At 43.7% G+C, this 22,499-nt stretch carries 16 protein-coding genes and 1 tRNA gene; 7 read left to right on the top strand and 10 right to left on the bottom strand.

The window, feature by feature from the left end; translation table 11 throughout:
• Nucleotides 1-147 precede the first annotated feature (147 nt).
• The gene (locus ATB76_RS02780) at nt 148-1,767 is read left to right on the top strand and encodes a diguanylate cyclase (RefSeq protein WP_061034556.1); all 1,620 of its coding nucleotides are present in this window, start codon (nt 148-150) and stop codon (nt 1,765-1,767) included.
• 77 nt (nt 1,768-1,844) lie between these two features.
• Here ATB76_RS02780 and ATB76_RS02785 read toward each other — a convergent pair whose 3' ends face one another.
• Together ATB76_RS02785 and ATB76_RS02790 are read right to left on the bottom strand one after the other, a co-directional pair.
• The gene (locus ATB76_RS02785; protein WP_038869654.1) at nt 1,845-2,120 is read right to left on the bottom strand and encodes a hypothetical protein; all 276 of its coding nucleotides are present in this window, start codon (nt 2,118-2,120) and stop codon (nt 1,845-1,847) included.
• A 211-nt stretch (nt 2,121-2,331) separates the two neighbouring features.
• On the bottom strand, nt 2,332-2,574 hold the full coding sequence (locus tag ATB76_RS02790; protein ID WP_039976164.1) for a hypothetical protein: 243 nt from the start codon (nt 2,572-2,574) through the stop codon (nt 2,332-2,334).
• A gap of 291 nt (nt 2,575-2,865) precedes the next feature.
• Between ATB76_RS02790 and ATB76_RS02795 the strand changes: the two genes are divergently transcribed.
• Nucleotides 2,866-4,158, top strand: coding sequence for a DEAD/DEAH box helicase (locus tag ATB76_RS02795; RefSeq protein WP_038869656.1), 1,293 nt, complete (start codon nt 2,866-2,868; stop codon nt 4,156-4,158).
• A gap of 80 nt (nt 4,159-4,238) precedes the next feature.
• Here ATB76_RS02795 and ATB76_RS02800 read toward each other — a convergent pair whose 3' ends face one another.
• The 3 genes from ATB76_RS02800 to ATB76_RS02810 form a co-directional block, all read right to left on the bottom strand.
• Nucleotides 4,239-7,343 carry a polymer-forming cytoskeletal protein gene (locus tag ATB76_RS02800; RefSeq protein WP_061034557.1) on the bottom strand — a complete coding sequence of 1,035 codons (3,105 nt, stop codon included), beginning with the start codon at nt 7,341-7,343 and terminating at the stop codon, nt 4,239-4,241.
• Between the two features lie 315 nt (nt 7,344-7,658).
• The gene (locus tag ATB76_RS02805) at nt 7,659-8,498 is read right to left on the bottom strand and encodes an arginase (protein ID WP_061034558.1); all 840 of its coding nucleotides are present in this window, start codon (nt 8,496-8,498) and stop codon (nt 7,659-7,661) included.
• Between the two features lie 6 nt (nt 8,499-8,504).
• Entirely contained in the window at nt 8,505-9,239 is a 735-nt protein-coding gene (locus ATB76_RS02810; protein WP_038869667.1) for an IclR family transcriptional regulator, read from the bottom strand.
• A gap of 448 nt (nt 9,240-9,687) precedes the next feature.
• Here ATB76_RS02810 and ATB76_RS02815 point away from each other — a divergent pair, with 448 nt between their 5' ends.
• The gene (locus tag ATB76_RS02815; protein ID WP_061034559.1) at nt 9,688-11,154 is read left to right on the top strand and encodes an EAL domain-containing protein; all 1,467 of its coding nucleotides are present in this window, start codon (nt 9,688-9,690) and stop codon (nt 11,152-11,154) included.
• Nucleotides 11,155-11,158: 4 nt separating this feature from the next.
• Here ATB76_RS02815 and ATB76_RS02820 read toward each other — a convergent pair whose 3' ends face one another.
• Together ATB76_RS02820 and ATB76_RS02825 are read right to left on the bottom strand one after the other, a co-directional pair.
• Nucleotides 11,159-12,607 carry an ATP-binding cassette domain-containing protein gene (locus tag ATB76_RS02820; protein WP_061034560.1) on the bottom strand — a complete coding sequence of 483 codons (1,449 nt, stop codon included), beginning with the start codon at nt 12,605-12,607 and terminating at the stop codon, nt 11,159-11,161.
• A gap of 441 nt (nt 12,608-13,048) precedes the next feature.
• Nucleotides 13,049-13,139, bottom strand: a tRNA-Ser gene (locus tag ATB76_RS02825).
• Between the two features lie 330 nt (nt 13,140-13,469).
• Here ATB76_RS02825 and ATB76_RS02830 point away from each other — a divergent pair.
• Nucleotides 13,470-14,150 (top strand): MaoC family dehydratase, encoded by a 681-nt coding sequence (locus ATB76_RS02830; RefSeq protein ID WP_038866605.1) that lies wholly within the window; start codon nt 13,470-13,472, stop codon nt 14,148-14,150.
• A gap of 64 nt (nt 14,151-14,214) precedes the next feature.
• Here the strand turns inward: ATB76_RS02830 and ATB76_RS02835 are convergent, their stop codons facing one another.
• A complete protein-coding gene (locus tag ATB76_RS02835) occupies nt 14,215-15,042 on the bottom strand; it encodes a phosphate ABC transporter substrate-binding protein (protein ID WP_045402586.1) in 828 nt (275 codons plus the stop codon).
• A 298-nt stretch (nt 15,043-15,340) separates the two neighbouring features.
• On the opposite strand from ATB76_RS02835, the gene ATB76_RS02840 reads away from it, so the two are divergent.
• Nucleotides 15,341-15,697, top strand: a complete 357-nt coding sequence (locus tag ATB76_RS02840; RefSeq protein WP_061034561.1) for a DUF3024 domain-containing protein — start codon at nt 15,341-15,343, stop codon at nt 15,695-15,697.
• A 24-nt stretch (nt 15,698-15,721) separates the two neighbouring features.
• Here ATB76_RS02840 and ATB76_RS02845 read toward each other — a convergent pair whose 3' ends face one another.
• Nucleotides 15,722-16,516: an AraC family transcriptional regulator gene (locus ATB76_RS02845; protein ID WP_061034562.1), complete on the bottom strand. Its 795-nt coding sequence runs from the start codon at nt 16,514-16,516 to the stop codon at nt 15,722-15,724.
• Nucleotides 16,517-16,588: 72 nt separating this feature from the next.
• The gene (gene rnb, locus ATB76_RS02850) at nt 16,589-18,592 is read right to left on the bottom strand and encodes an exoribonuclease II (protein ID WP_061034563.1); all 2,004 of its coding nucleotides are present in this window, start codon (nt 18,590-18,592) and stop codon (nt 16,589-16,591) included.
• Nucleotides 18,593-18,971: 379 nt separating this feature from the next.
• Between rnb and ATB76_RS02855 the strand changes: the two genes are divergently transcribed.
• Nucleotides 18,972-20,930 (top strand): DEAD/DEAH box helicase, encoded by a 1,959-nt coding sequence (locus ATB76_RS02855; protein ID WP_038866599.1) that lies wholly within the window; start codon nt 18,972-18,974, stop codon nt 20,928-20,930.
• A 363-nt stretch (nt 20,931-21,293) separates the two neighbouring features.
• Nucleotides 21,294-22,487, top strand: coding sequence for an acetate/propionate family kinase (locus ATB76_RS02860; RefSeq protein WP_038866598.1), 1,194 nt, complete (start codon nt 21,294-21,296; stop codon nt 22,485-22,487).
• Nucleotides 22,488-22,499: the final 12 nt, after the last annotated feature.

Raw genomic sequence — 22,499 nt, forward strand, 5'->3', positions numbered from 1 at the left:
AACAGGGCCTGAGTGGATACTCGGGCCTTTTTTATTCGCTTTCACTGTTGAGACGATAGAAAATTTTTATCGATACGAACCTATTTATATGTGATTTGTATCACTATAATTGCCGGTTTTATCACTAGGTAAGAAACCGGAGACCACTTGAATTCTACCTTTACTTTTTCTGAGTTGAAGTTCTTTTGCTTACGCTTTATCGCGATTTTCTTTCTGCTCGTTGCGGTATTTGGCGCCATCATTCATTACGATAAGTCTGCGTCTGAAGAGGCAGAGAAGAGCAACATCCGTGTTCAACAAAAAGCACTGTTAGAAGGCAAGAAGCAATACATCGAGTGGGTAATGGGCTCCGTGGTAAGAGAAACTGCTTTGTTATCCGACATTATGGAAGCGAGAAAGGTGTACGACGTGGTGGCGTTGTTGCCTGTGGCCAAGCGCGATGTTGAACTCACAAGGCTGAGTACCATTTTGGAAACAGTCAGTCAGCGTAAAGAAGTGTATGACCAACTTCGTTATCTCGATTTGGAAGGGAATGAAGTGGTTCGTATTAACTTTAACGATGGACACTCACAGGTCGTACCGACCGAGCAGCTACAAAACAAAAGCCACCGTTACTACTTCAATAAAGCATTGCAGCTAGGTTGCCGAAAGATCTACGTATCGCCTTTAGATTTGAATGTTGAGCATGGTCAGATTGAAGTACCGCTTAAACCTATGATTCGTTTGGCCACTCCTGTCTTTGATGAAAAAGGGCAAAAGCGTGGCATCGTTGTGGTTAACTATCTCGCGAAATACCTAATGGAAGGCATGGCGTTGTTTAATCTCGATATGGGAACTAACTACATGTTGCTCAACAAAGACGGTTATTTTTTGTTTAACAAACAGCATCGCAATTCTGAGTTTGCATTTATGTATAACCAACGAAGTGATGAGACCATCTACAGTGCATTTCCAGAGTTGGCCGAAAAAATTCGCAATATGTCTACAGGTCAGATCGAGACGGATAAAGGCATCATGACGATCGAGTCCGTTGGTGCTGTTGATCGCATCAATCCATACTGCTTTCAGGACTACCACGTTAGCGAAAACAGCTCAACGGCATGGAAGTTAGTTTCTTATGTTGATTTTAGCGAAAGGAAGGACATCGTCAGTTCACAATACGAACGAAAATGGTTAATGCAGGTTGGCGTGGTATTGAGCATTATTCTGGCTTACTTTATTGCGCGTTTCCAACTGCGAGCCTTCGCCGATAATCAACGTATCCACTACTTGGCACACCACGATAGCCTTACTGGTCTCGTTAACCGTGGCGCATTTCAAAATCAAGCGACGAATACGCTGGATCAAAACTCAAAAGCAGGAAAAATGGTCTGCTTGATCTACCTCGACCTTGATGGTTTTAAGTTCATTAATGATGAATATGGGCATTCAGCAGGAGATAAAACCTTAATTCATGTTGCGTCCGTAATGCATCGTGTATTTGGTAGTAAAGCCTTGCTGGCACGTCTAGGCGGTGATGAGTTTGCTATTTTGTTGAGCTCTCAAGAGCATATGCAAAACCCTGAACACTACGCGGCATCTTTGATTCAGTTGATTCAAGATCCAATTGAAGTGTTACCAGGGACCTTCCATCAAGTGACTACCTCGATTGGCGGTTGTTATACAAAAGGGCAGGATTGCACACTCGACGAGCTAATGCATCAAGCTGATATGGCGATGTATGAAGCGAAGAAGTCAGGTAAGAACCGTTACTACTTTATAAAATAATCCATTTTACAAGTAAGGCGCATACTGCGAAGGAATTCCAATGCGCCTTAACTTTAGAAATGGCTAAAAACCATTGCTTAAAGCTCTAGCGATAACATCGGTACCGTCGCTTGGTACACGATAAGTTGATCTTTTTCTAGAGTGGGTGCGGTGTAATCAATGTGATCAAGGCCGAGGTTCTCTCGGACGTGTTTTTGGTCAAGGTCATAATCGAGGTAACCTGATTTGACCTCTATGTTAGTCGGCAGAACGGCGACCGATTTCACTTTTCCTGACCAGTTCATCAAAGCGCCTGCTGCATTCACGTTGAATGAGAGGGCGATTAGCATTAGCGATAATATTTGCTTTGTCATGATAACCTTCCTTGTTTATGCGACGTCTTTATAGCGGCCAGTCAAAAAAGTTCTTTAATGCTAATTATTGACTGAAGTGATGAGACATCACAATTCTTTACTATCAGTATGTAAGGCGACCGGACTGCGGGGATGATTAAATTTGGTGAGATTATAGATGACAATTAAAGTGACCAAAAAGAAGGTAGGCAGCCACTCCTTGGCAAGCAGATTATAGGTCTAAGGCCAGCATAGGAACGTTCGCCTGATCGATGATGATCTGATCCTTTGTCAGGTTAGTTACTGATAACTCGACATGTTTTCCGTAGAGATCAAAGTGTACGGTTTCTTTCTCGACGGTAATATTAGCGGGAACTTGAGCGATCGAAGGTACGACGCCCGACCAGCCCATCGTCGCGGTTGCACTGTATGAATTTAAAGAAACCATTGCGAGAGCCAACAAGCATTTGTTCATGATTCTATTCTCTATAGTTAGATTGATTAGGTTGATTAAAACGCGCGCAGTGTATGCTTATAAATGTACAACTAGTTTGATATATATCAAGTGGTAGGCATTATGAAAAAACATTTTATAAAATGCTAATTTATGAATGAGGAAGAAATAACCTAGGTGTAAAACCCAGAAAAAGGTGACCTTTTTTGCAGATTAGGTGTTGAAAAAAGTGAGATAAATCACTTGAATTCGGGTATAGTGCACGGCTAAATTTTCAAAGCTATCTAGTGGTTTGTTTAAGGAATACGCTCAATGTCATTTTCATCTCAAGGTTTTGCGCCAGAAGTGGTTAAAGCACTGGCAGAATGCGGTTATGAGAAGTTAACGCCAATCCAACAAAAGGCGATTCCAATGGCTCGTCGAGGCCATGATATTTTCGCTACTGCACAAACGGGTACGGGTAAAACCGCAGCCTTTTCTTTGCCAATGATTCAACGTTTGCTTGATAGTGGTCGTAACGCGTCTCGTAAGACAGCACGTGCACTTATCATGGCTCCGACTCGTGAATTAGCAGAGCAAATCGCTGATAACATCAAAGCTTACACTAAGTATACGAACCTCTCTGTTGCGGCTATTTTTGGTGGTCGCAAGATGTCATCACAGGTGACAGCATTAGAAAATGGTGTGGATATTCTGGTTGCAACGCCAGGACGCCTAGAAGAGCACATTGAACAAGGTAACGTTTCAGTAGCAAACATTGATTTTCTTGTGTTTGATGAAGCAGACCGAATCTTGGATATGGGCTTTATCAATGCGGTTCGTAAAATCATGTTAGATGTGGATACCGACCCACAGATCATGATGTTCTCAGCAACAACCTCTAGCCAATTGAACGTTCTAGCAAGAGACATTCTACGTAAGCCAAAGCGTATCGAAGTAGAACGAGCGAATACTACGGCTCAAACTATTGCTCACGTATTGTACCCAGTAGACCAGGAGCGTAAGACAGAACTACTTTCTGAACTTATTGGTCGTAAAAACTGGAAGCAAGTGCTGGTTTTCGTCAACTATAAAGAAACCGCAAACGACGTAGTTAAAGAGCTGAAGCTGGATGGCATTAAAGCGGTGGTTTGTCATGGTGACCGTGCGCAAAGTGCTCGCCGTCGTGCTCTGGAAGAGTTCAAAACAGGCAAAGTACGCGTAATGGTAGCGACGGACGTTGCTGCTCGTGGTTTGGACATCGAAGACCTACCTCACGTAGTCAACTACGACATGCCATTCTTAGCAGAAGACTATGTTCACCGTATCGGTCGTACTGGTCGCGCTGGTAAGCAAGGTCATGCCGTGTCGTTTGTTAACCGTGAAGAAGAGTTGACGGTTGTACAGGTGGAAAACCTAATCCAGCAGCATATTCGTCGAATCGAACTAGCTGGTTACGAACCAAAACAACGTGAAGCTTACATCGAGAAGTTGAATTCAAAACCGGCATTCAAAAATCGTCAAGGTCGACGTAATAACCCGAACCAATCGGCTACGGACCAAGGCTCAGCAGAACGTCGTTTAGCGATGGTAAAACGTTTGAAAGCACGTCGTTCATCAAACTAATCATCGTTTATTGAAAAAGGACATTCTACGAAAAGCGCCCCTCAACCGAGGGGCGCTTTTTTATCTATGAAATGAAGAGGTTAATTCATCCCTATAAAATTGGGCTCTCCTCGATAGATGATACGGTCATTACCACGATGAATGCCAAAGGTCACGACCGTTGGCGGGTTATCTTCTTCTTTATTGGTCTTATCCCAATTGTATTTCAACCAAGGTAAGTTATTGCCGCCACCGCTTAGGTCTAAATGAAAGCGAACCTGTTCTCGTGCAGAGTCCACTTGGCTTGCGACAAGGTCATACGTTCTGCCTGCTAGCATCGTCCCTTCGCCAGATAGCTTGGTGTTATTTGGTGAAGAATTCGACCAAATAGGGGTTCTGGAGTGATGTTCTCCGTTGGCAGTGGTTGCGCTGTCTTCAAAGTGCGTCACAAAGCGGCTACCTTGCCAAACTTCGACGTCAAGTGGGACCTTGATGGTCATACCTTGGTTGCCGCCAACGTCTTTAAAATTAAGCCTGCCAAAGCGGATATCCGGTTGTTCTTTTAAGATATGTCGGTCATCAAAGAAGTGTATTTCATCGACGACGTTTGTGTGAGTTAGACCTATTTCACTCTTTGTTGATTTTGAGTCTTTATTGAATGGGCCGTCTGGATACTGACCATCAGTTGCATCCTTCTCCCAGCAAGGGCTATTGTCACAATTCGCATTGCCAGTAGCTTTTTCAATTGTGAAACTGCCAACACTTGCGTCACCCACCAAGTTCCACTCAACCGAGTGCGCTGCTGGTGGAATGAAACGGTCTACGTAGTCACTCAATTCACCCAAATGGAAGTGTTCTCGAAGACTGGCATCGAAATACACGTAATTCTCGATGTCTTCTTGTTTGGCATTAAGGGCGACCACGTCATAACGAACCTCTTCAAATGGTTGATTCATGTAAATGAAGTTTTGTTTCGTCGGGTACGTCCATTCTGCCTCTCTCACCTTAAAGTATTTGGCGTAGAAGCGACCAACATTTCGAAAGCCAGTGTTAACCGTCATATCAAGGTACTGACTACTTAAACTTGCTTTGATCTTTAGGCTGCCAACTTCTTCCCAGTACAAGCCGGAGAAGGTGTATTTAGAGTTCTCACTCTCGGTATGGCTGCGAGTGAGTGACAAGGTACTTTCCAGTAACTTCTCGGATTGGTTTGCTGTTTCGGTCGGTGTCTTTTGTTTACTGCTTAATACGATGCTTGCCGAGGGTGCATCTTCCAACATAAAGTTGCCAGTAACATCTGCATCGCAATAACTCTTTGTATTTACTTCACCAGTAACAGAGCCACCACTTTGCCAAATGATGGGTTTAACGGTCAGTGAGAAGTGTTCTCCAGCGGCAATAAATCCAGGACCACTTTTCGAAGTACCGGAAGCTAGTGTGGTTGAACCGTCGCAAATGGCCAGTGTCCATGGTCGAGATTTGACATCAAATGTACCTTCAACGTATACAGAGCCATCATCTGGACATTCTGCGAAACCTAAGCACTCGAACCTATCGGACATTTTTACAGAGAACAATCCGGATTCATTCGTGATTAAGCCGTGACTCGAGAGACCGTCTTTAAAATCTGCAGAATAACTGAAGTTGCCTTCGCTGCCACCTGCGGGTTTGATCAGAGGATGAGTGATTTGCGGTTTGCCATCATAATTGGTTGCAATGACTTGTTCACCGGTAGTTGCACACGCCAACAAGCGAGTGTCCACGGTCTGTGATTTACCAGCAATGACGTGGATTTCTTTAAGGCTACTTAGGTCCTCTGCGTAGGCTTCGAACATATATGGCGTAAACATAAACTGGACAGTCTGCATTTTGTTTGTGTCGTCCACCATGGTAAAGGTGAGGGTATAGTTTGCATCGAGAGCGATAGCATCAATGTTGTTAGGGACGACTTTTACTATCAGCGTACCGTCATCTTTTGAGATAAAGTTGTTGTCATCAATCTTCTGCTTTCCTTCAACCATCTCAAGGGTGAATAGGTCAGGATCAGAGAGAGAAGCCAACACGTGAGCACTCGTCATTTCACCATTATTGGTTGTGGTTACAGTAAACTGAGGCAATTCATCACCACACATTAATGCCATATCCTCTGCCGGCGTAACGACAAGGTCGAAGTCATCATCGGTTGGCGGGGTAATATCGCATATCGGAATCTCGTCCGGCATAGGGCACTGTTTAGGTAACTGGTTACCATACGTACAGTCTAAGTCGTCGAAGCCACAATAGTTTTTTGAGACCGTTTCGACGGGTACTGCGGAGTATATGAAGCCACATATTGATGTGTCTTGGAGAGAGGCTTGCTGAAATGAATTTACCGCCAACTCTGGAGCGTATACGTTACTAATGGCATCAATGGTAACTTTATTACCTTTAACACTGTTCGTTAAATTCTTGGTTCCGAAAATATCTATATTCTTAAAGTCTACTGTCGAGAATGCGTTAGTGTTACCAACAATTAGGTTTCGCCCACCTTCTGAAGAGATGTGTTGGCCGATTGATTGTAAGTCACCACAAACTTTTGCTTGAACTAACTTGATATTGCCATTGCTGGTCAGGTTGCCATTGACGACGCTGTCTTTAGCTAATAGAGAAGTATCTACTATGTTGGAGCTAGAAGAGCCTGCATAAACGTTGCCGTCTATCTGAGTGCGCTCAAGTTCAACTTTTCTCAAAGCATGGATATCACCGAAGACAAAGTTTGATTGCCCTTTAAGCGATATACTGCCACCAGAGCTCTTGATATCACCAAAAACTATCGTATCTTCGATAGAAAGCAGACCATGTGAGGTCAAATTACCAACTATCTGACTCGGTTGGCCTGTATTTTCAACGACGATCTCTAGGTTTGCGCCTTCTGTCTTTATGTTGATTGGCGTTGTTCCAGAGCCAATATTATTTTGCCCTTTGAGCAAGACATTGCCATAGGCAACGATGGTTGCAGTCTGTTGAGGCTGAGTTGAGTTTTCAATATGAGCGCCTTCTGGGATACGAATAGCACTGGAGCAGGTATAAGTGGTTCCCTGAACTTTGAATGTGTCGCCCACACAGATTTCATTCAAAGTGGCGATATCGGCGAGGTCATAAACTTTTGCCTCTGCCATTACCGGGAAGAGTAATGCTGTACTTAAAATGCTGAAAAAGCGCATCATCAAGTGTCCTAAATCTAGTGGAACTTAATGGCACCAAGCGAGTGTGAGCAAAAGGCTCATCGAAGTTAAGTTTGCGGTTTAGTTTTTTATAGTATGCCCGCTTAGTTATTGAACTTTGGTTGCTTTTTATTCGTATGTCATACCAAGTTCATATGAGTCTATTAAAGCGTGAATGTGATCTTAGTTCAATAGTTTTGGTGGGTATGTGTCGCACTTTTAGCGTATCAAATTGTTAGAAAATAATAAGAAAGGGTTATATGTGACCAAACGGATAGAGCCAACACCTTAATGTTGGCTCTGATGTAGAAGTACGCCTTATGCGGCATGGTCGATCAAAGGAGCCATTTGATAAAGCTCTTGGAGAATCGCTTTCGTTTGTTTCGAATAGACAAGACGATCTTTGTCTCCGACAAGTTGTACCGCTTTTACCTTTCCTGATACCAGACACAAACGAATCGTACGAAGAACCATTTGTATATCCAGCGCGGGTGTTCCATCTAGACTGTTTTTTGTCAGTAGTGATGCCAAATCAATTGATATGACGATCTGATCACAATGGTCTAAATAGCTTCCGACTTGTTGCTTGAGGTGATTGCGGTAACGAAAGGTAAATTCGCGGTCGGTAACCCAATCACACCCTTGATCTTCGGCATAGTCCCAAGCTTCTTGTTTGGTATCTTGCTCACTCGCGCCAGCAAAGAACATGCGGACATTTGGGTAGCGTGACAGCGCAAAATGAAAAGCGGAGCCAAGGCGAGGGTCTAGTGTCGGTTTTAGGCTCATTCGGTGCCCGATATTTATGATGCCTATTTCGTCATTATCGCAAACCACAACTGGCAACATGGATAGAATGGCTTCCGTACAATTCGATAAGACAACCGGTATTGAGTGGCGCGAAAGAGACAAGCTTAATGCCTCTTGAAAATCGCCACTCTCAATCTGGGGATGGGAAAAGTGCCCAAGGTTCGCGGCTGAGCCTTGATCGTGTTGTTGATAGAGCCAGTCACTGGCATTCTCTAAACTTTGATCGGCCAAATCAAACGTGCCATTGCTCATCGGGGCTAAATGCTCACAAACCGTCATAAAAGAAAAAGGGTAATGGTGGACGGACTTATGAGCTCGATGAAGTTTGTAGCGTTTGAAAAAGCCTAACATGATGAATTACCTTTCTGGCGGCAACGCTCTCGCTGCCTGCAACACATGCAAAATGATACGCTGCTTATCCTTTTCGACCCGGTGAGCCGGAGCCATTACCGAGACTGCGCCAATCAATTTACTTCCTTTCATGACTGGTGCGCTAATGCCAGAAACACCAGGATCGATTTCTGATGTACTGACAGCGTATCCGTTCTTACGGATGGTACTGAGCTCTTGTTCCCATTCGCTGAGGCGATGATCTTGCCCAAAATGACGCAAGATTTTTTCGCAACGGCTTTGAGGCATGAAAGCCAGCATCACCTTAGATGAGGCGCCACGAAGCAATGGTTGACTTTGACCCTGGACGTAGCTGCATCGAAGCGCCTGCATACTCTCTTTCTGTCTGACACAAAGCGCGCGGTAACCAGAAGGCACCATGTAAGCGGCCATTTCGCCTGTTTGTTGAACTAGGCGAGCTAAAATGGTTTCCACCATATCTAAGCCATGTTGCGCGGTCTCATAGCTATGCATTAGCAACAAAGCGGCTGGGCCGACTACAAATGTCTTGTCGTGGACACTTTCCTCTATCAAGTTCCATTCTTTAAGCAGCTTTAAATGTCGATAAAGACTACTCAAAGGAACAGCCAGTTGTTCACTGAGCGTTTTCGCAGAGACTGGGAATGGACTAACTGCGACTTGCATGAGCAATTGCAGCGCCTTTTCGTTTACCTGATTAGCGTTGGCTTTGTTTGTCGTCATGAGCATGTTGTAACGTGATAATGGGTATGCAACAACTATAATTCTTAAACGTTGAGAAAAGGAAAATAATTGGGATTGGATATTCTCATATAATGAGAAAAAGCCATATTAATGTTTTTCCTTTAAGAGGAGGGCTCGCCATTTAAGCATCGGGTCATGATTTTTCTTCCTGCAGACTTCACCTTTACCTACTGGTTAAATTAGCAATTTTTGTGTGAATTCCTCTTCACAGATCGCATTCCAGTTATGAAAGTTGGTAAACTCTGTCTCTCAAATGAGCCATATATCAATAACTCATTGTTATATTTGCAGCTTTATTACTTGTTAACCATACTCAATCAATGGAAAGGTTCTGGCGGTTACTTTTGAAGTGGTTTCTTAAGTATCTGATAGGGAAGCGTTATTTGTATTTTGTTTGTAAGTTTGATTGAGAAGAGATTATTCCTCGATGATAAATAAAGAGCTTTTGAAAAAAGCCATCATTTACTTGCTCCCGCTGCCCCTTATTGTCGCGGAAGTTTTCTATTTAGCGCATCAAAGTGTTCAACGTAACCTTGACCATATTCTTGATAAAAATCTGCAAGTTGCGGATGAAATCCTGTTTCAAATAGAGACAGAAAACCGGACAGCATTGATCAATCCGGAGCGTTGTGAAGCAATACAACAAAATTTAATGTTTGAGAGACACATTGACGAGACCTTGATTGTAAAAAATGGTCAGATCATTTGTTCCTCGAAACTGGGATCAATGAATCGTCCGATGGAGAACTATGTTCAGCTATATCGCAAAGGTGAACTTACGCTAGGTCATATCACTGGCTATGCTGACCAGGTCTTATTTCTGATCACCTCCAAAGAGGATGCACCGGAATACCAAGCCGTTACTATCGTGGATAGAGACTACTTTGGCGCGACGATTGGTTATCGTAATGATGTACGTTTAAAGCGTTCGGCTATGTTTGTTGGTAAGGATTCTGCGCCCAAAGATGCTTCTATGCAGGGAGAAAACGCAGTATCACTTGGCTACTCTAAGTTGTTTGACTACGAGGCTCTAGTGGAAGCCAGCGATTTTTACGTTGAGCAGAAGCGCTTTTCATATGTGATTTCAGCGCTTCCAATATTATTACTCTTTTATCTCTTAATTTTCTTGGTAAATCGCTTCATCGATCCTCAGCGAAGTTTAGTTTCTGACTTACGCAAAGCGATTAAGAAGCGGGAGCTTTTATTGCATTACCAACCTCAAGTAGATTCGAGAACTGGTAAAACGTTTGGCTATGAAGCCTTAGTGCGTTGGCCTCACAAACAGAAGGGTTTTATTTCTCCTGATGAATTTGTACCTGCGGCAGAAGAGAGCGGGTTGGTGGAGATGCTAACTGATTTCGTATTAGAAAGAGCGTGTGAGGATTTTTCTCAATTTAAGTTCGAACAGCCAGTCCATCTAGGCATCAATGTCCCACCAGGTTATCTTGCTGGCGCTCACGTAATAAGAAAAATCGAGACCATTCATCGGAAACTGAAACAATACAATGTTGAGATGAGCATTGAGATTACCGAGAGGCAATTGATTGATGGGGAGGCAAGGTGCCATATTGCGGCGCTCAGGTTACATGGGATTCAGGTGTTGATCGATGACTTTGGCACAGGGCAAACCGCATTGGCAGTTCTGCAACATATGAAGGTCGATTATCTGAAAATTGATAAGTGCTTTGTTGATACCATCGGGATTGACAGCGTTAATTCCACGGTATTGAATGCAATTGTTAGATTGGCTGAGGATCTACATGTCGATCTGATTGCAGAAGGTGTCGAAACTCGGGAGCAAGCAGCACACTTGACGATGTTAGGTGTGAACCTACACCAAGGCTATTTCTATGCTAAACCACTTCCTTATTCGGAAGTGGTTGGTTCTCAGTAAATGCTTACTCAGTACTCCCTTTATAGCATTGAGTCTGTTCGTCGAATTTGAATTCTAGATAATTCTGAATACTCTCTAAGCCATCTTCCTGATAGTGAGAAACATATAGGAGCTGGCTTAGGTTTTCTTTTGCAACTAACTCAAGGGTGTTTTTTACCAGCACTCGACCAAGGTAATCTAAACCTTGGTAGGGCTCATCCAGTATTAACAACGTTGGTTGTTTTACAATCGCTCTAGCTATTAAGAGCAAGCGCTGTTGACCATATTCCAGTTGTTTGAACGACGTTTTCTCATACTGCTCCATATGCAAGATTGTCAGCCACTCTTTAGCTATATTGAGTTCTTTCTTACTTGGTTTGGAGTACAACCCAATTGAGTCATAAAACCCTGATAGAATGACATCTAGTGCGCTGCAGTTGACTCGATATTGCAGATGTAGTGCGGAAGAAACCATGCCAATGTATTGCTTGATTTCCCATATGGTTTCGCCAGTACCGCGCTTTTTACCAAAGATGTGGATGTCGTTGCTGTAACATTGGGGATGATCACCAAAAATCAGGCCTAGTAGTGTGCTTTTTCCGCAGCCATTTGGTCCTTTCACTTGCCAGTGTTGACCTTTATCGATACGCCAATTCAAATCGGTGAAAATGGTTTTCTCGGTGTATTCCACCTTACCGTTCTTTAACTCAAAGATAGGGTTGTCGAAATGCGTCGAGTGCTGATGCTGACGAATCAACGCCATCATCTCTTCACTTTGTTTCTCTGACTGCGCTTTTATCTGCGCTATGACAGGGTGTAGGTCCCAGCTTTGCTTATCCATGGTGCTATCAAGCTTGCCTGCGTTGAACAGCGCAATACGTTCTATCCAGTCAGGCATGTCAGATTCACGAGAGAAGGTAATCAGCATTTGCACTGATTGAGAAAGTGTTTGAAGGTAAGCCGCCAATGAGGCGCGGTGAGCGATATCTAAACCAGTAAACGGGTTGTCTAGCAACACTAAGTCAGGCTTGGTCGCTAGCGCTCGGGCAAGCATAACGCGTCGTGTTTCACCCGTTGAAAGCACTCGAAAACCGCTTTCTGCTAAATATAATAAGTCGAGATCTTCAATCAGAGTCTGTGTGAAGGCTTCATCTTGGCAGACTTCAAAAATTAACTGGTAAACGGAACTGCCTTGGTCAATACGGTCGAGAAAGTCGGTATCGTCCTTTTCTATCTCCAGTTCCAATAATCGTTGTTGCTCAGAAAGGGAGACCTGAGCAATATGACAATCTTCGATGTTCAGTTTACCTGATTCAGGTTTAATCTCACCACACAGTAAGTCACCAAGCATCGAACCAATATCGCCCTCAGAACTGAATATACCCCAAGATTGCCCGGTTTCAATCTGCCAATCGTCGATAGAGAGAGTAGAAGTGTTTTCCTTTGCAGTAAGCTGATGAAATTGAATCGGCATTGTGTCTGTCTTCCATGATTTATTGTTATCTTGCTCCTAGTTATAACAAGTCTTGAGTCTGCATAGAACGAATTGATGTGCGGATTTTTTCGTCGATTGCGATAAGTGCGGAGTTGGCCAGTAAATCTAAAAGAAGGTGAAAGGGAAGAGTATGTAGTGGGGGAGCAAACCACTAGGGAACAAACTGTTCTGTATCTTACAAGATTCAAAATGACGAAAGCCTGTTGATTTCTCAGCGAGCTTTCTAAATGTGGGGGAGTTCGGGGACGCCTAATCTGGGCTTGCATTCAAGGAGGGATTTGGGCTAATCCCTTAGCGGGCTTTTTACTAGAATGTGGCGGAGTGCTGGGGTCGCACACGACTAGGGAGTTAGAAATCCCGTAATTTTCCAAATGCTAAAACGACGAAAACCCATTGATTTCTCAACGGGCTTTCTAAATGTGGCGGAGAGATAGGGATTTGAACCCTAGATACGCTATTAACGTATGCCGGTTTTCAAGACCGGTGCTTTCAACCACTCAGCCATCTCTCCGTTGCGGGACGTATAATAGGGTGAGGTAGAAACGTTGTAAAGCATTGTTTTAATGAAAAAGAACTGTTTGCTTGTTTTGTGGTCACATCCATGGAGAGGATTAGTATGAAAGGGCACCAAAAAGGATAGTTGTTACAGTATTTTGTAGAGTATTTACTTTATGTTGTGGTTACTTAATAAAATAGTGTTTTATTGCTATCTTCATGAAAAATAAGAATTAAATGACTTTGAGTATACATGTGTTCGCCCGAAAGTATTTGCAACATAGTGTGAGTTAATTCAAAATTAACTGGTATAGCCAGTTGTGCTTGAATTTATCGAAGGGTTTTTATGAAAGTCACGAATCTATTTAAAGACAAAGTTGGTGCGATCTCTGCTCACCAATCAGAGTTTATGAATTGGATGTCTCCAACGCTACGCGATTATTGGGGTGACTTTTTAGGTCGAGCACAAAGCAGTTTTCTTTTTTCTAAAGTACGTGATCATCAGCAGCCTGCTGTGAATGAGGAAGTGATTTCTCAACCTGATCCAATTGTCCTAAAACCAGAAGCACAAGTGCTTTTCGATGAGTTGAGCGACAAGGTTGGTGAAGTGATCCACGTGGGTGATTGGGTTCATGTTTCTCAAGAACGTATCAACCAATTTGGTTCGGTAACGGAAGACATGCAATGGATCCACACCGATCCAGAACGTGCTTCAACAGAATCACCATTTAAAACTACGATTGCTCATGGTTTCCTGACGTTGGCGCTTTTGCCGAAGTTGACAGACTCTGTTGATCCAGAAAAACCAATGTTCCCAACAGCAAAGTTGGTCGTGAACCTAGGTTTAAACCAAGTACGTTTCCCGTACCCTGTGAAGGCGGGTAACAATGTACGTGCATCAAGTACGCTTACTAAAATCACACCAATCAAGAAAGGCCTTGAGATTGAGCGTGAAATCAAAGTAGAAATTGAAGGTATTCGTCGACCTGGAGCGGTAGTTGTTTCTGTGATTCAGTTGCATTTCTAATCGGAATAAAAAGATTCAAACAAAAAAGAGAGCTCAACTAGGCTCTCTTTTTTGTATCTGCGGTTTACTGATTGAAGCTTTTTACCGGTGTGTAACCGTAATCTGCAATCGCTTTTTGACCTTCTTGCGACTTCAGAAACTTCACGAAGTCTTTGCCTGCTTTTTCCAATCCATCGACCTTGTACAGAACTAAAAATGGGCGAGCTAGCTTGTATTTGTGATTGGCGATATTGCTTGCTGTAGGAGCAGTGCCTTCAAATTGAATCGCTTTTATTGACCGGTCAACTGAGCCAACAGAGATAAAACCAATCGCGTGAGGGTTATGGTTTACGATGGTTTTTACCATGCTATTGCTGTTGACGACAAGGTTGTTCGGATTGATATCAGAGACCAGGCGGTCGTTCACGATCTTGGTTAATCCAAGTAGACTTTCAAAGCTGTAACGAGAACCGGAAGAGGCTTCACGCGTGACGACTGCGATAGGTTGGTCTGTACCGCCAACTTGCTTCCAGTTATCGATTTTACCTTTGTAGATATCAAACAGTTGTTGTTCTGAAAGGTTGATGACAGAGTTTGTTCGATTAACAACAACAGCAAGACCATCATAAGCGATAGGGAATACGTTTAAGTCTTCTCCTTTCTCTCTTTCTGTTAAATAGCGAGAGCTCATCCCCATCTCTACCACACCTTTATTTACCATAGTGATACCAGCGGTTGAGCCAATACCTTGCACGGCAATATAATCATCAGGGTGTGTTTTATTATATTCTTCTGCAAGTACATCCATTACTCGTGCAACGGAGGTAGAACCTGAAATATTCACTTCTTTTGCTACAGCAGAAGGAAGGGAAAGAGCCATGGCTAATACAGTTGCCACAGTAAAACGTAACATATTGAACTCCATATACGGTATATCGCAGCGCTCATCATATTTCGTTCAAGTTACACTTTTGTGAATGCAGATTGATATCGATAGCGAATTATCGATTGCGCTCGTTTTATGTTGATAACTATCAATAAGTTCGGATGGGAGGGTTTCACTGATTTGAAGTGAAAGAGGTGACGCACTTAGCTTTTCGGCATCAAATGCGATGCTATTCTAGACTTGAGCGGGCGCATGCCCGATGGTGATTTCTGCCTCTCTTAGGCACTTGGGTATATACTAAGAACAACATATCAGGAGTACGCTCATGTCCGTGTCTCAAATGGCGACCAGTCGCCTACATAAGTTGGTTCAAACGCTTTGCGCTAGACGAAATGTCAATTTGCCAGTAGAAGCGCTGGGGAAGTGCTTGTACGAGCCTATAGAGAACGGTGTCGAGCTTTATCATGCGCACTTCTTACTTGATTCACAACACAGTGAGTACACATCTCCCATCGCTAAAATCCTATTTGATGCTAAAACTCAGCTTTGGTGCTTTTATGTTCCGACCTATAGTGAAGAAGAAGTGGTATGGATACCTTACGAGAAGCTACCAAGTAGTCAAACGCTTGAGGTGCTTCTCGCCGAACTGGAAAGCGATCCTCAAGCGTGTTTTTGGGATTGATGGCTAACTTATCTTCAACCCCTATTATTTTGCGATTTGGCTACGAAACTCTTTTGGCGTGATGCTGTAAATCGATTTAAATGCGGTACTAAAATGTGCTGCGCTTTTAAATCCAGATTCAAAGGCAATTTGAGTAATGGATTTCTGAGAGACACGAAGTTGGGTTGCTGCATGGTTGATGCGCTTCACTTTCAAAATATGAGAGAACGAAAGGTTCTCCGCTGCCAATCTACGCTTGAGTGTGGCGATAGACATACTCATGTGCATTGCTAACGCTTCTAACGTGATGTCTTTTTCTATGTTCTTTTCAATATACTTAATCGCCTTCTGAGACGCGGTTAGGCTGCTTGCGTCATCAATGATAGATAAGATGTCTGGCTGAACTTCTACCATCAGTGACAACAGGGCGAGGGCAATATGGCTTTGAGCGTATTGTGGTGCTTTGTTATCTGCTAATTCAATTAACGCGCTCTTAAGTTGCGAGATAACTAGGTGGCCTTGAGCTGAAAATGGATAAAAGCGACGATCGTCGGTGTCTGATGTAATCGTAGGGTGGGCCGATTTGAATTCACTGAACAAACCAATGTCAAAGACCAAGGCAATCGCTTTAAAACCGCCAGGTTTGGCTTCTGCACTTCTTAAGTCCGCTGAATTATAAAGGGTGAAATCTCCTGCTTTCAGGTCAAATTGTTCGCCACTTGGCTGGTTGATAACAAGGGTGCCTTCCTCAACAACATATAACCCGTTGTGGGTGGCGGTGTAGCGTTCACTTTTGCGAGCAGTGAAGTGATTAAAGCGAATGATCTCAATGTTCGGCATATTCGTTCTTATCGTTTTTACATGACAAATAAAAAAGGCGCTCAGTTGAGCGCCTTTAAACTTTAACCGGTATTATTCACTCACAGATTCTTCTGTTTGTGTCGCTGGCTTATCAGCGAATACCTGGGTCGGTTTTGCAACTAAACTGCGGTTTTCTTGGTTTACGTCCGAAAGAACAATTTCCAATGTATCACCCAGTTTGTATACCACTTCTTTATCAATAGAAATGGTACCGTTGTCACCGTTACACTCAATTCTTTCTTTATTATCAAGAATCAAGCTACCAGGAATAAAGGCCGCTGCGCCATTTTCGAGAAGTCGAACACGTGCACCAGCACGATTAATATCGAAAATCTCACCTGTGAAACACGTTTTCTTACTTGGCTCTTCTGCAAGAGTACGAGCATATAACCAATCTGACACGTTTCGCTCGGCAATTTTGTGGTGCTTACGGTGCAGTGCTAATTCTTCGCCGACTTCATCATCAGGTGTTTGAACTGGTTCTTTGCCAAGAATGACGGCTTTCAGCATGCGGTGGTTGATCATGTCGCCGTATTTACGGATTGGTGAAGTCCAAGTCGCGTAGATATCTAGACCCATTGCGTAGTGAGGAAGTGGTTGGTTGCCTACTTCACTGTACGTTTGGAATTTACGGATACGGTTATCTAGGTATGTCGTTTCTTGTTCGCCCAACCAACGACGAAGTGCCGCAAAGCCTTCTAGTGTCGCAACTGATTCTGTTGTGAATTCAAGTGTACCTTCAGGGTTTACCATTTGAACGACTTCTTCGATTTTCTCAGCTTTCAAGCCTGCGTGTGTGTTGAACACGCCCGTTTCAAATTTGTCACGTAGTGTACGGCCTGCACAGATGTTTGCAGTGATCATCGATTCTTCTACAAGACGGTTTGCGCTGCGGCGCATGTCCGCGTGAATAGCAATAACGTCGTTGTCTTCGCTTAGTTCAAAACGGTAGTCTGGGCGATCTGGGAAGATAACGGCATTCTTTTCTCGCCAATCAGCGCGAGCAAGAGAAAAGTCATATAGGTCACGAACGATGGTTGCGATTTCTTCTGATGGTTGCCACTTGTCTGAGCTGCCGTTTTCTAGCCAATCTGACACATTGTCATAAGCAAGGCGCGCATGAGACTTAATGTTTGCTGCGAAGAAGTTGATATCATCACCAACGACACCTTCTTTGCTTACTGTCACAGTACAGCAAATCGCAGGGCGTACTTCATCTTCAATCAGTGAACATAGGTTATCTGCAAGGTCACGTGGAAGCATAGGAATGTTACGACCTGGAAGGTAGATAGTGTAACCACGTTCACGTGCAACCTTATCCATTTCGTCTTCTGGTGTAATGTATGCAGTTGGATCGGCAATTGCGATGGTCAGTTCAAAGTCGCCAGACTCTGTCTTCTTCGCAAACAGCGCATCGTCCATATCTTTGGTTGATTCGCCGTCAATGGTGACGAAAGGTACGTGTGTCATATCAACACGTTCTAGATCCGCATCGTCTTTCAATTCCCAGTTATCAATGCCAGCAGGCTCTGAGTTTGGCAAATCGTTTTGTGCAAGCGTTACCCACCAAGGTGCAATCTTGTCGTTTGCATCGGTAATCTTCTCAGAAATCTCTACGAAGAATGAGTTGTCACCTTTAAGAGGGTGACGAATAAGATGAGCAACAACCCAGTCGCCTTCAACGAAATTGTCAGGCTTTAAGCCTTTCTTTAGTTTCGCTTTAAGAGAGAGCTTTTTCAGCTGTGGGTGATCAGGTGCAACGTTTAGCTTGCCTTTGAACATTTTTACTCGGCCAATAAAGCGAGTTACAGCTTGTTCTAGCAGCTCTTGTGGTTCTGCGACTTCACGTTCGTTTTCAGTGCGGATGATGGCAACGACTTTGTCGCCGTGCATGCACTTTTTCATGTACGCTGGTGGGATGAAGAAGCTGGTTTTGCTGTCCACTTCCAGGAAGCCAAAGCCTTTATCGGTTGCTTTGATTGAGCCTTCTTTTTTAGGCAGGTTTTCTTGGATTTGTTGCTTAAGCTGAGCTAATAGAGGGTTATCTTGAAACATCTTTTCTTAACTTACCAATGGAATTGGGCACACTATAATCATTGCGGGCTATTATTACTACCTAAAGCCCCCAAATTCACTGTGAATTATTGATGAATTGAACAGCGTTGTGGTGCTTTTCTCTACGGAGAATGGAGGGGTAGGTGGAATTTTATGCGAATATTACCATTAGTGAGAATAAATTGTGATGTAATTCAATTTTTTCTAGCTTTTTTTATGCATTTAAGGAATAATCCGCCTCCCTTAGTCGTCCCTAATGGCTTATCGCGGTTGTGTACTGTGCTAATTCCTTTCTGAATGGATTTAGTATCTGGATGGATCAGTATCGAATTGGAAGAGCATATGGGACTGTTTTTTTGTTTAATTAAGTAGGATCCCAATGCAAGATTCTGTTATTCAATTCAGTGATTTATCTCTGAATGATTCTATCCTTTCTGCTCTAGACGGAATGGGTTTCGTGTCACCAACTCCAATTCAGGCTGCGGCAATCCCACACCTATTGGAAGGTGCTGACGCGCTGGGCAAGGCACAAACGGGTACAGGTAAAACGGCAGCATTCTCTCTGCCTCTTCTAAACAAGCTAGATCTTGATCAACGTAAACCACAAGCAATCGTTCTTGCTCCAACTCGTGAGCTAGCGATTCAGGTTGCGGCTGAAATGAAAAACCTTGGTAAAAATATCAAAGGTCTTAAAGTTCTAGAAATCTACGGTGGTGCTTCTATCGTGGATCAAATGCGTGCTCTTAAAAACGGTGCACACGTTGTTGTAGGTACTCCTGGCCGTGTTCAAGACCTTATCAACCGTGAACGTCTACATCTAGACGAAGTTAGCACTTTCGTACTTGATGAAGCGGACGAAATGCTAAACATGGGTTTCGTGGACGACGTAACTGCAATCATGGAGCACGCTCCTGAATCAGCTCAACGCGTTCTATTCTCTGCAACTATGCCACCAATGCTGAAAAACATTGTTGAGCGCTTCCTACGTGATCCTGTAACTGTTGACGTTGCTGGTAAAAACCACACTGTAGACAAAGTTCAACAACAGTTCTGGGTAGTGAAGGGTGTAGAGAAAGATGAAGCAATGTCTCGTCTTCTTGAAACTGAAGAAACTGACGCGTCAATCGTATTCGTACGTACTCGTCAAGACACTGAGCGTCTAGCTGATTGGCTATCTGCACGTGGCTTTAAAGCTGCTGCACTGCACGGTGATATTCCTCAGTCTCTACGTGAGCGTACTGTTGATCACATCAAACAAGGTGTTATCGACATCCTAGTTGCAACAGACGTTGTTGCACGTGGTCTTGACGTTCCACGTATTACACACGTATTTAACTACGACATCCCATTCGATGTTGAGTCTTACATCCACCGTATCGGTCGTACTGGCCGTGCTGGACGTAAAGGTAAAGCGATCCTGCTTGTTCGCACTAACCAAATCCGCATGCTTCGCACTATCGAGCGCGTAACTAAGTCATCTATGGAAGAAATCCAACTTCCTCTACGTGACCAAGTTGCTGAAGCTCGTCTAAGCAAGCTAGCTGCTGAACTGGAAGCAGAGAAAGAGCACAAGTCACTAGACAAATTCGCTGAGCTAGTAGAGAAACTACAAACTTCTCTAGAAATCGACCCAGCGATGCTTGCGGCAATGCTTCTTAAGCGTCAACAAGGTAAACGTCCTCTATTCTACATTGGCGAAGACCCAATGGTTGAAGCGATTGAACGTGACAAGCAACGTCGTAAAGAGCGCCGCGAAGGTGGTCGTGAAGGCGGTCGCAGCTTCAATACACAAGATTGGGATACTTACCAGCTTCAAGTTGGTCGTGAGCAAGGTGTTCAAGTGAAAGACATCGTTGGTGCTCTAGCTAACGAGCTTGGTCTAGGCAAAGGCTCTATCGGTGCGATTAAGCTAGCTCAAGGTCACACATTTGTTCAGCTACCAAAAGCAATGACTTCAGACGCAGCAAGCAAGCTAAGCAAGCTTCGCATCCGTCAACAAGAAGTTGGAGCTGTAGTTTGTGACTTTGATGACTTCCGTGAGTCTCGTGGTGGTGGTCGTCGTGACGGTGGTCGTCGCGATGGTGGTCGTCGTGATGGCGGCGGTTACCGTGGCAACCGTGAAGGCGGCAACGGCAACCGTGGTGGTGATCGTCGTGAAGGCGGTCGTCGCGAAGGTGGCTTCCGTGGTAACCGCGATGGCAACCGTGAAGGTGGCAACCGCGAAGGTAACCGTGAAGGTGGCGAGCGTCGTTTCGACCGTAACCGTGGTGGTGATCACCGTGGTGCACACCGTGGTGAACGTGGTCACGGCCGTGGTCGTCGCACGCAAGACGCATAATATCTGCACACTATTGCATTAAAAAATAGTTGAATATGAAAGCCGAGCGAAATGCTCGGCTTTTTTGTCTCTGCTCTTCTATACTCTATTCATTCAAAAAAATTCGTAATATTTTTGTTTTCTTACTCATATATTGATGATTTTAAGTGTCTGATTCCACTTTAGTTGAGTGAACTCGATATATTTCACTGCTCAAATAAATTTTAAACTTGTCATAGATCAACAAAAATTACGCAAACGAGCAACTAACACTAAAAGATAGTTGAAAGATTAAAAAATTATTGAATAATAGAGAGCACAAACAAGAAGTACGAAGCGCGGATGCGCAATTACAACCTTTGCTCCACAACAGGAAACTATTTCATGTCTAATTCGTTTGTACTGGTGATCAACTCAGGTAGCTCATCACTAAAATTTGCAGTCATCGACTCACAATCTGGCGATGCTGTGCTAAGTGGTCTGGGCGAATGCTTTGGTCTATCAGACGCTCGTATGAGCTGGAAATTCAACGGTGAAAAATTTGAATTTGCTATTAAAGGTAATGAGAACCACCATCAACTTGCAGTAGCAAAATTAGTTGAGTTAGTAAAAGAGTACAAATTAATTGACCATGTTGTTGCTGTTGGCCACCGAGTGGTTCACGGCGGTGAGAAGTTTACCAAGACAGTCCGTTTAGATGAGTCTGTTATTGCAGACGTAGAAGCGTTAAGTGACTTAGCCCCTCTACATAACCTTGCTCATGCGATTGGTATGCGTGCTTCTATGGCTGCATTCCCTGAGCTCCCTCAGTTTGCTGTGTTTGATACTGCGTTCCACCAAACAATGCCTGCAAGAGCTTACACCGGTGCAATTGCTAAAGAACTTTACACAGACTTTGGAATTCGTCGCTACGGCTTCCACGGTACGAGCCACTACTTCGTAAGCCGTGAAGCTGCGAAGATGCTGAATAAACCAGTGGAAGAATCAAGTTTCATTTCTGTTCACCTAGGTAACGGTGCTTCTGTTTGTGCAATCAACAACGGTGAGTCTGTAGATACATCTATGGGTTTCACGCCGCTGTCTGGCCTGATGATGGGCACACGTTGTGGTGACCTAGACCCAGGTATCATTGAATACCTTCTGAAGAAAGGTTGGTCTCAAGAGAAAGTGTTTAACTCACTAAACAAGGCTTCAGGCTTCTTAGGTGTTTCTGGCCTAACGAGTGATGCACGCGGTATTTTGGAAGCGATGGAAGAGGGGCACGAAGGTGCAACTCTAGCGTTCCAAGTGTTTACATACCGTGTGTCTAAATACATTGCGTCTTACCTTGCTGCTCTAGATTCATTTGACGGCATCATCTTCACTGGCGGTATTGGCGAGAACTCTATGCCAATTCGTCGTGAAATCTTAAACAACCTTAAACTGCTAGGTTTTGTTGAAGATGTGAAAGGTAACGAAGACGCTCGATTTGGTAACGCAGGTGTTGTTGCTACATCTGAGTTGCTTGGTGCGAAAGCACTGGTTATTCCTACCAATGAAGAGTGGGTTATCGCTCAACAGTCGGTAGAACTGCTGTAAAACGGCAAAAAT

It is taken from the genome of Vibrio sp. MOR3, from assembly GCF_001557775.1.
GTDB lineage: Bacteria > Pseudomonadota > Gammaproteobacteria > Enterobacterales > Vibrionaceae > Vibrio > Vibrio jasicida.

Bases quoted from the DNA above. Each gene is read 5' to 3' on its own strand.
- ATB76_RS02785 (WP_038869654.1), bottom strand. From the start codon at position 2,120: ATGACAAAGCAAATATTATCGCTAATGCTAATCGCCCTCTCATTCAAC.
- ATB76_RS02790 (WP_039976164.1), bottom strand. From the start codon at position 2,574: ATGAACAAATGCTTGTTGGCTCTCGCAATGGTTTCTTTAAATTCATAC.
- ATB76_RS02795 (WP_038869656.1), top strand. From the start codon at position 2,866: ATGTCATTTTCATCTCAAGGTTTTGCGCCAGAAGTGGTTAAAGCACTG.
- ATB76_RS02800 (WP_061034557.1), bottom strand. From the start codon at position 7,343: ATGATGCGCTTTTTCAGCATTTTAAGTACAGCATTACTCTTCCCGGTA.
- ATB76_RS02805 (WP_061034558.1), bottom strand. From the start codon at position 8,498: ATGTTAGGCTTTTTCAAACGCTACAAACTTCATCGAGCTCATAAGTCC.
- ATB76_RS02810 (WP_038869667.1), bottom strand. From the start codon at position 9,239: ATGACGACAAACAAAGCCAACGCTAATCAGGTAAACGAAAAGGCGCTG.
- ATB76_RS02815 (WP_061034559.1), top strand. From the start codon at position 9,688: ATGATAAATAAAGAGCTTTTGAAAAAAGCCATCATTTACTTGCTCCCG.
- ATB76_RS02820 (WP_061034560.1), bottom strand. From the start codon at position 12,607: ATGCCGATTCAATTTCATCAGCTTACTGCAAAGGAAAACACTTCTACT.
- ATB76_RS02830 (WP_038866605.1), top strand. From the start codon at position 13,470: ATGAAAGTCACGAATCTATTTAAAGACAAAGTTGGTGCGATCTCTGCT.
- ATB76_RS02835 (WP_045402586.1), bottom strand. From the start codon at position 15,042: ATGTTACGTTTTACTGTGGCAACTGTATTAGCCATGGCTCTTTCCCTT.
- ATB76_RS02840 (WP_061034561.1), top strand. From the start codon at position 15,341: ATGTCCGTGTCTCAAATGGCGACCAGTCGCCTACATAAGTTGGTTCAA.
- ATB76_RS02845 (WP_061034562.1), bottom strand. From the start codon at position 16,516: ATGCCGAACATTGAGATCATTCGCTTTAATCACTTCACTGCTCGCAAA.
- rnb (WP_061034563.1), bottom strand. From the start codon at position 18,592: ATGTTTCAAGATAACCCTCTATTAGCTCAGCTTAAGCAACAAATCCAA.
- ATB76_RS02855 (WP_038866599.1), top strand. From the start codon at position 18,972: ATGCAAGATTCTGTTATTCAATTCAGTGATTTATCTCTGAATGATTCT.
- ATB76_RS02860 (WP_038866598.1), top strand. From the start codon at position 21,294: ATGTCTAATTCGTTTGTACTGGTGATCAACTCAGGTAGCTCATCACTA.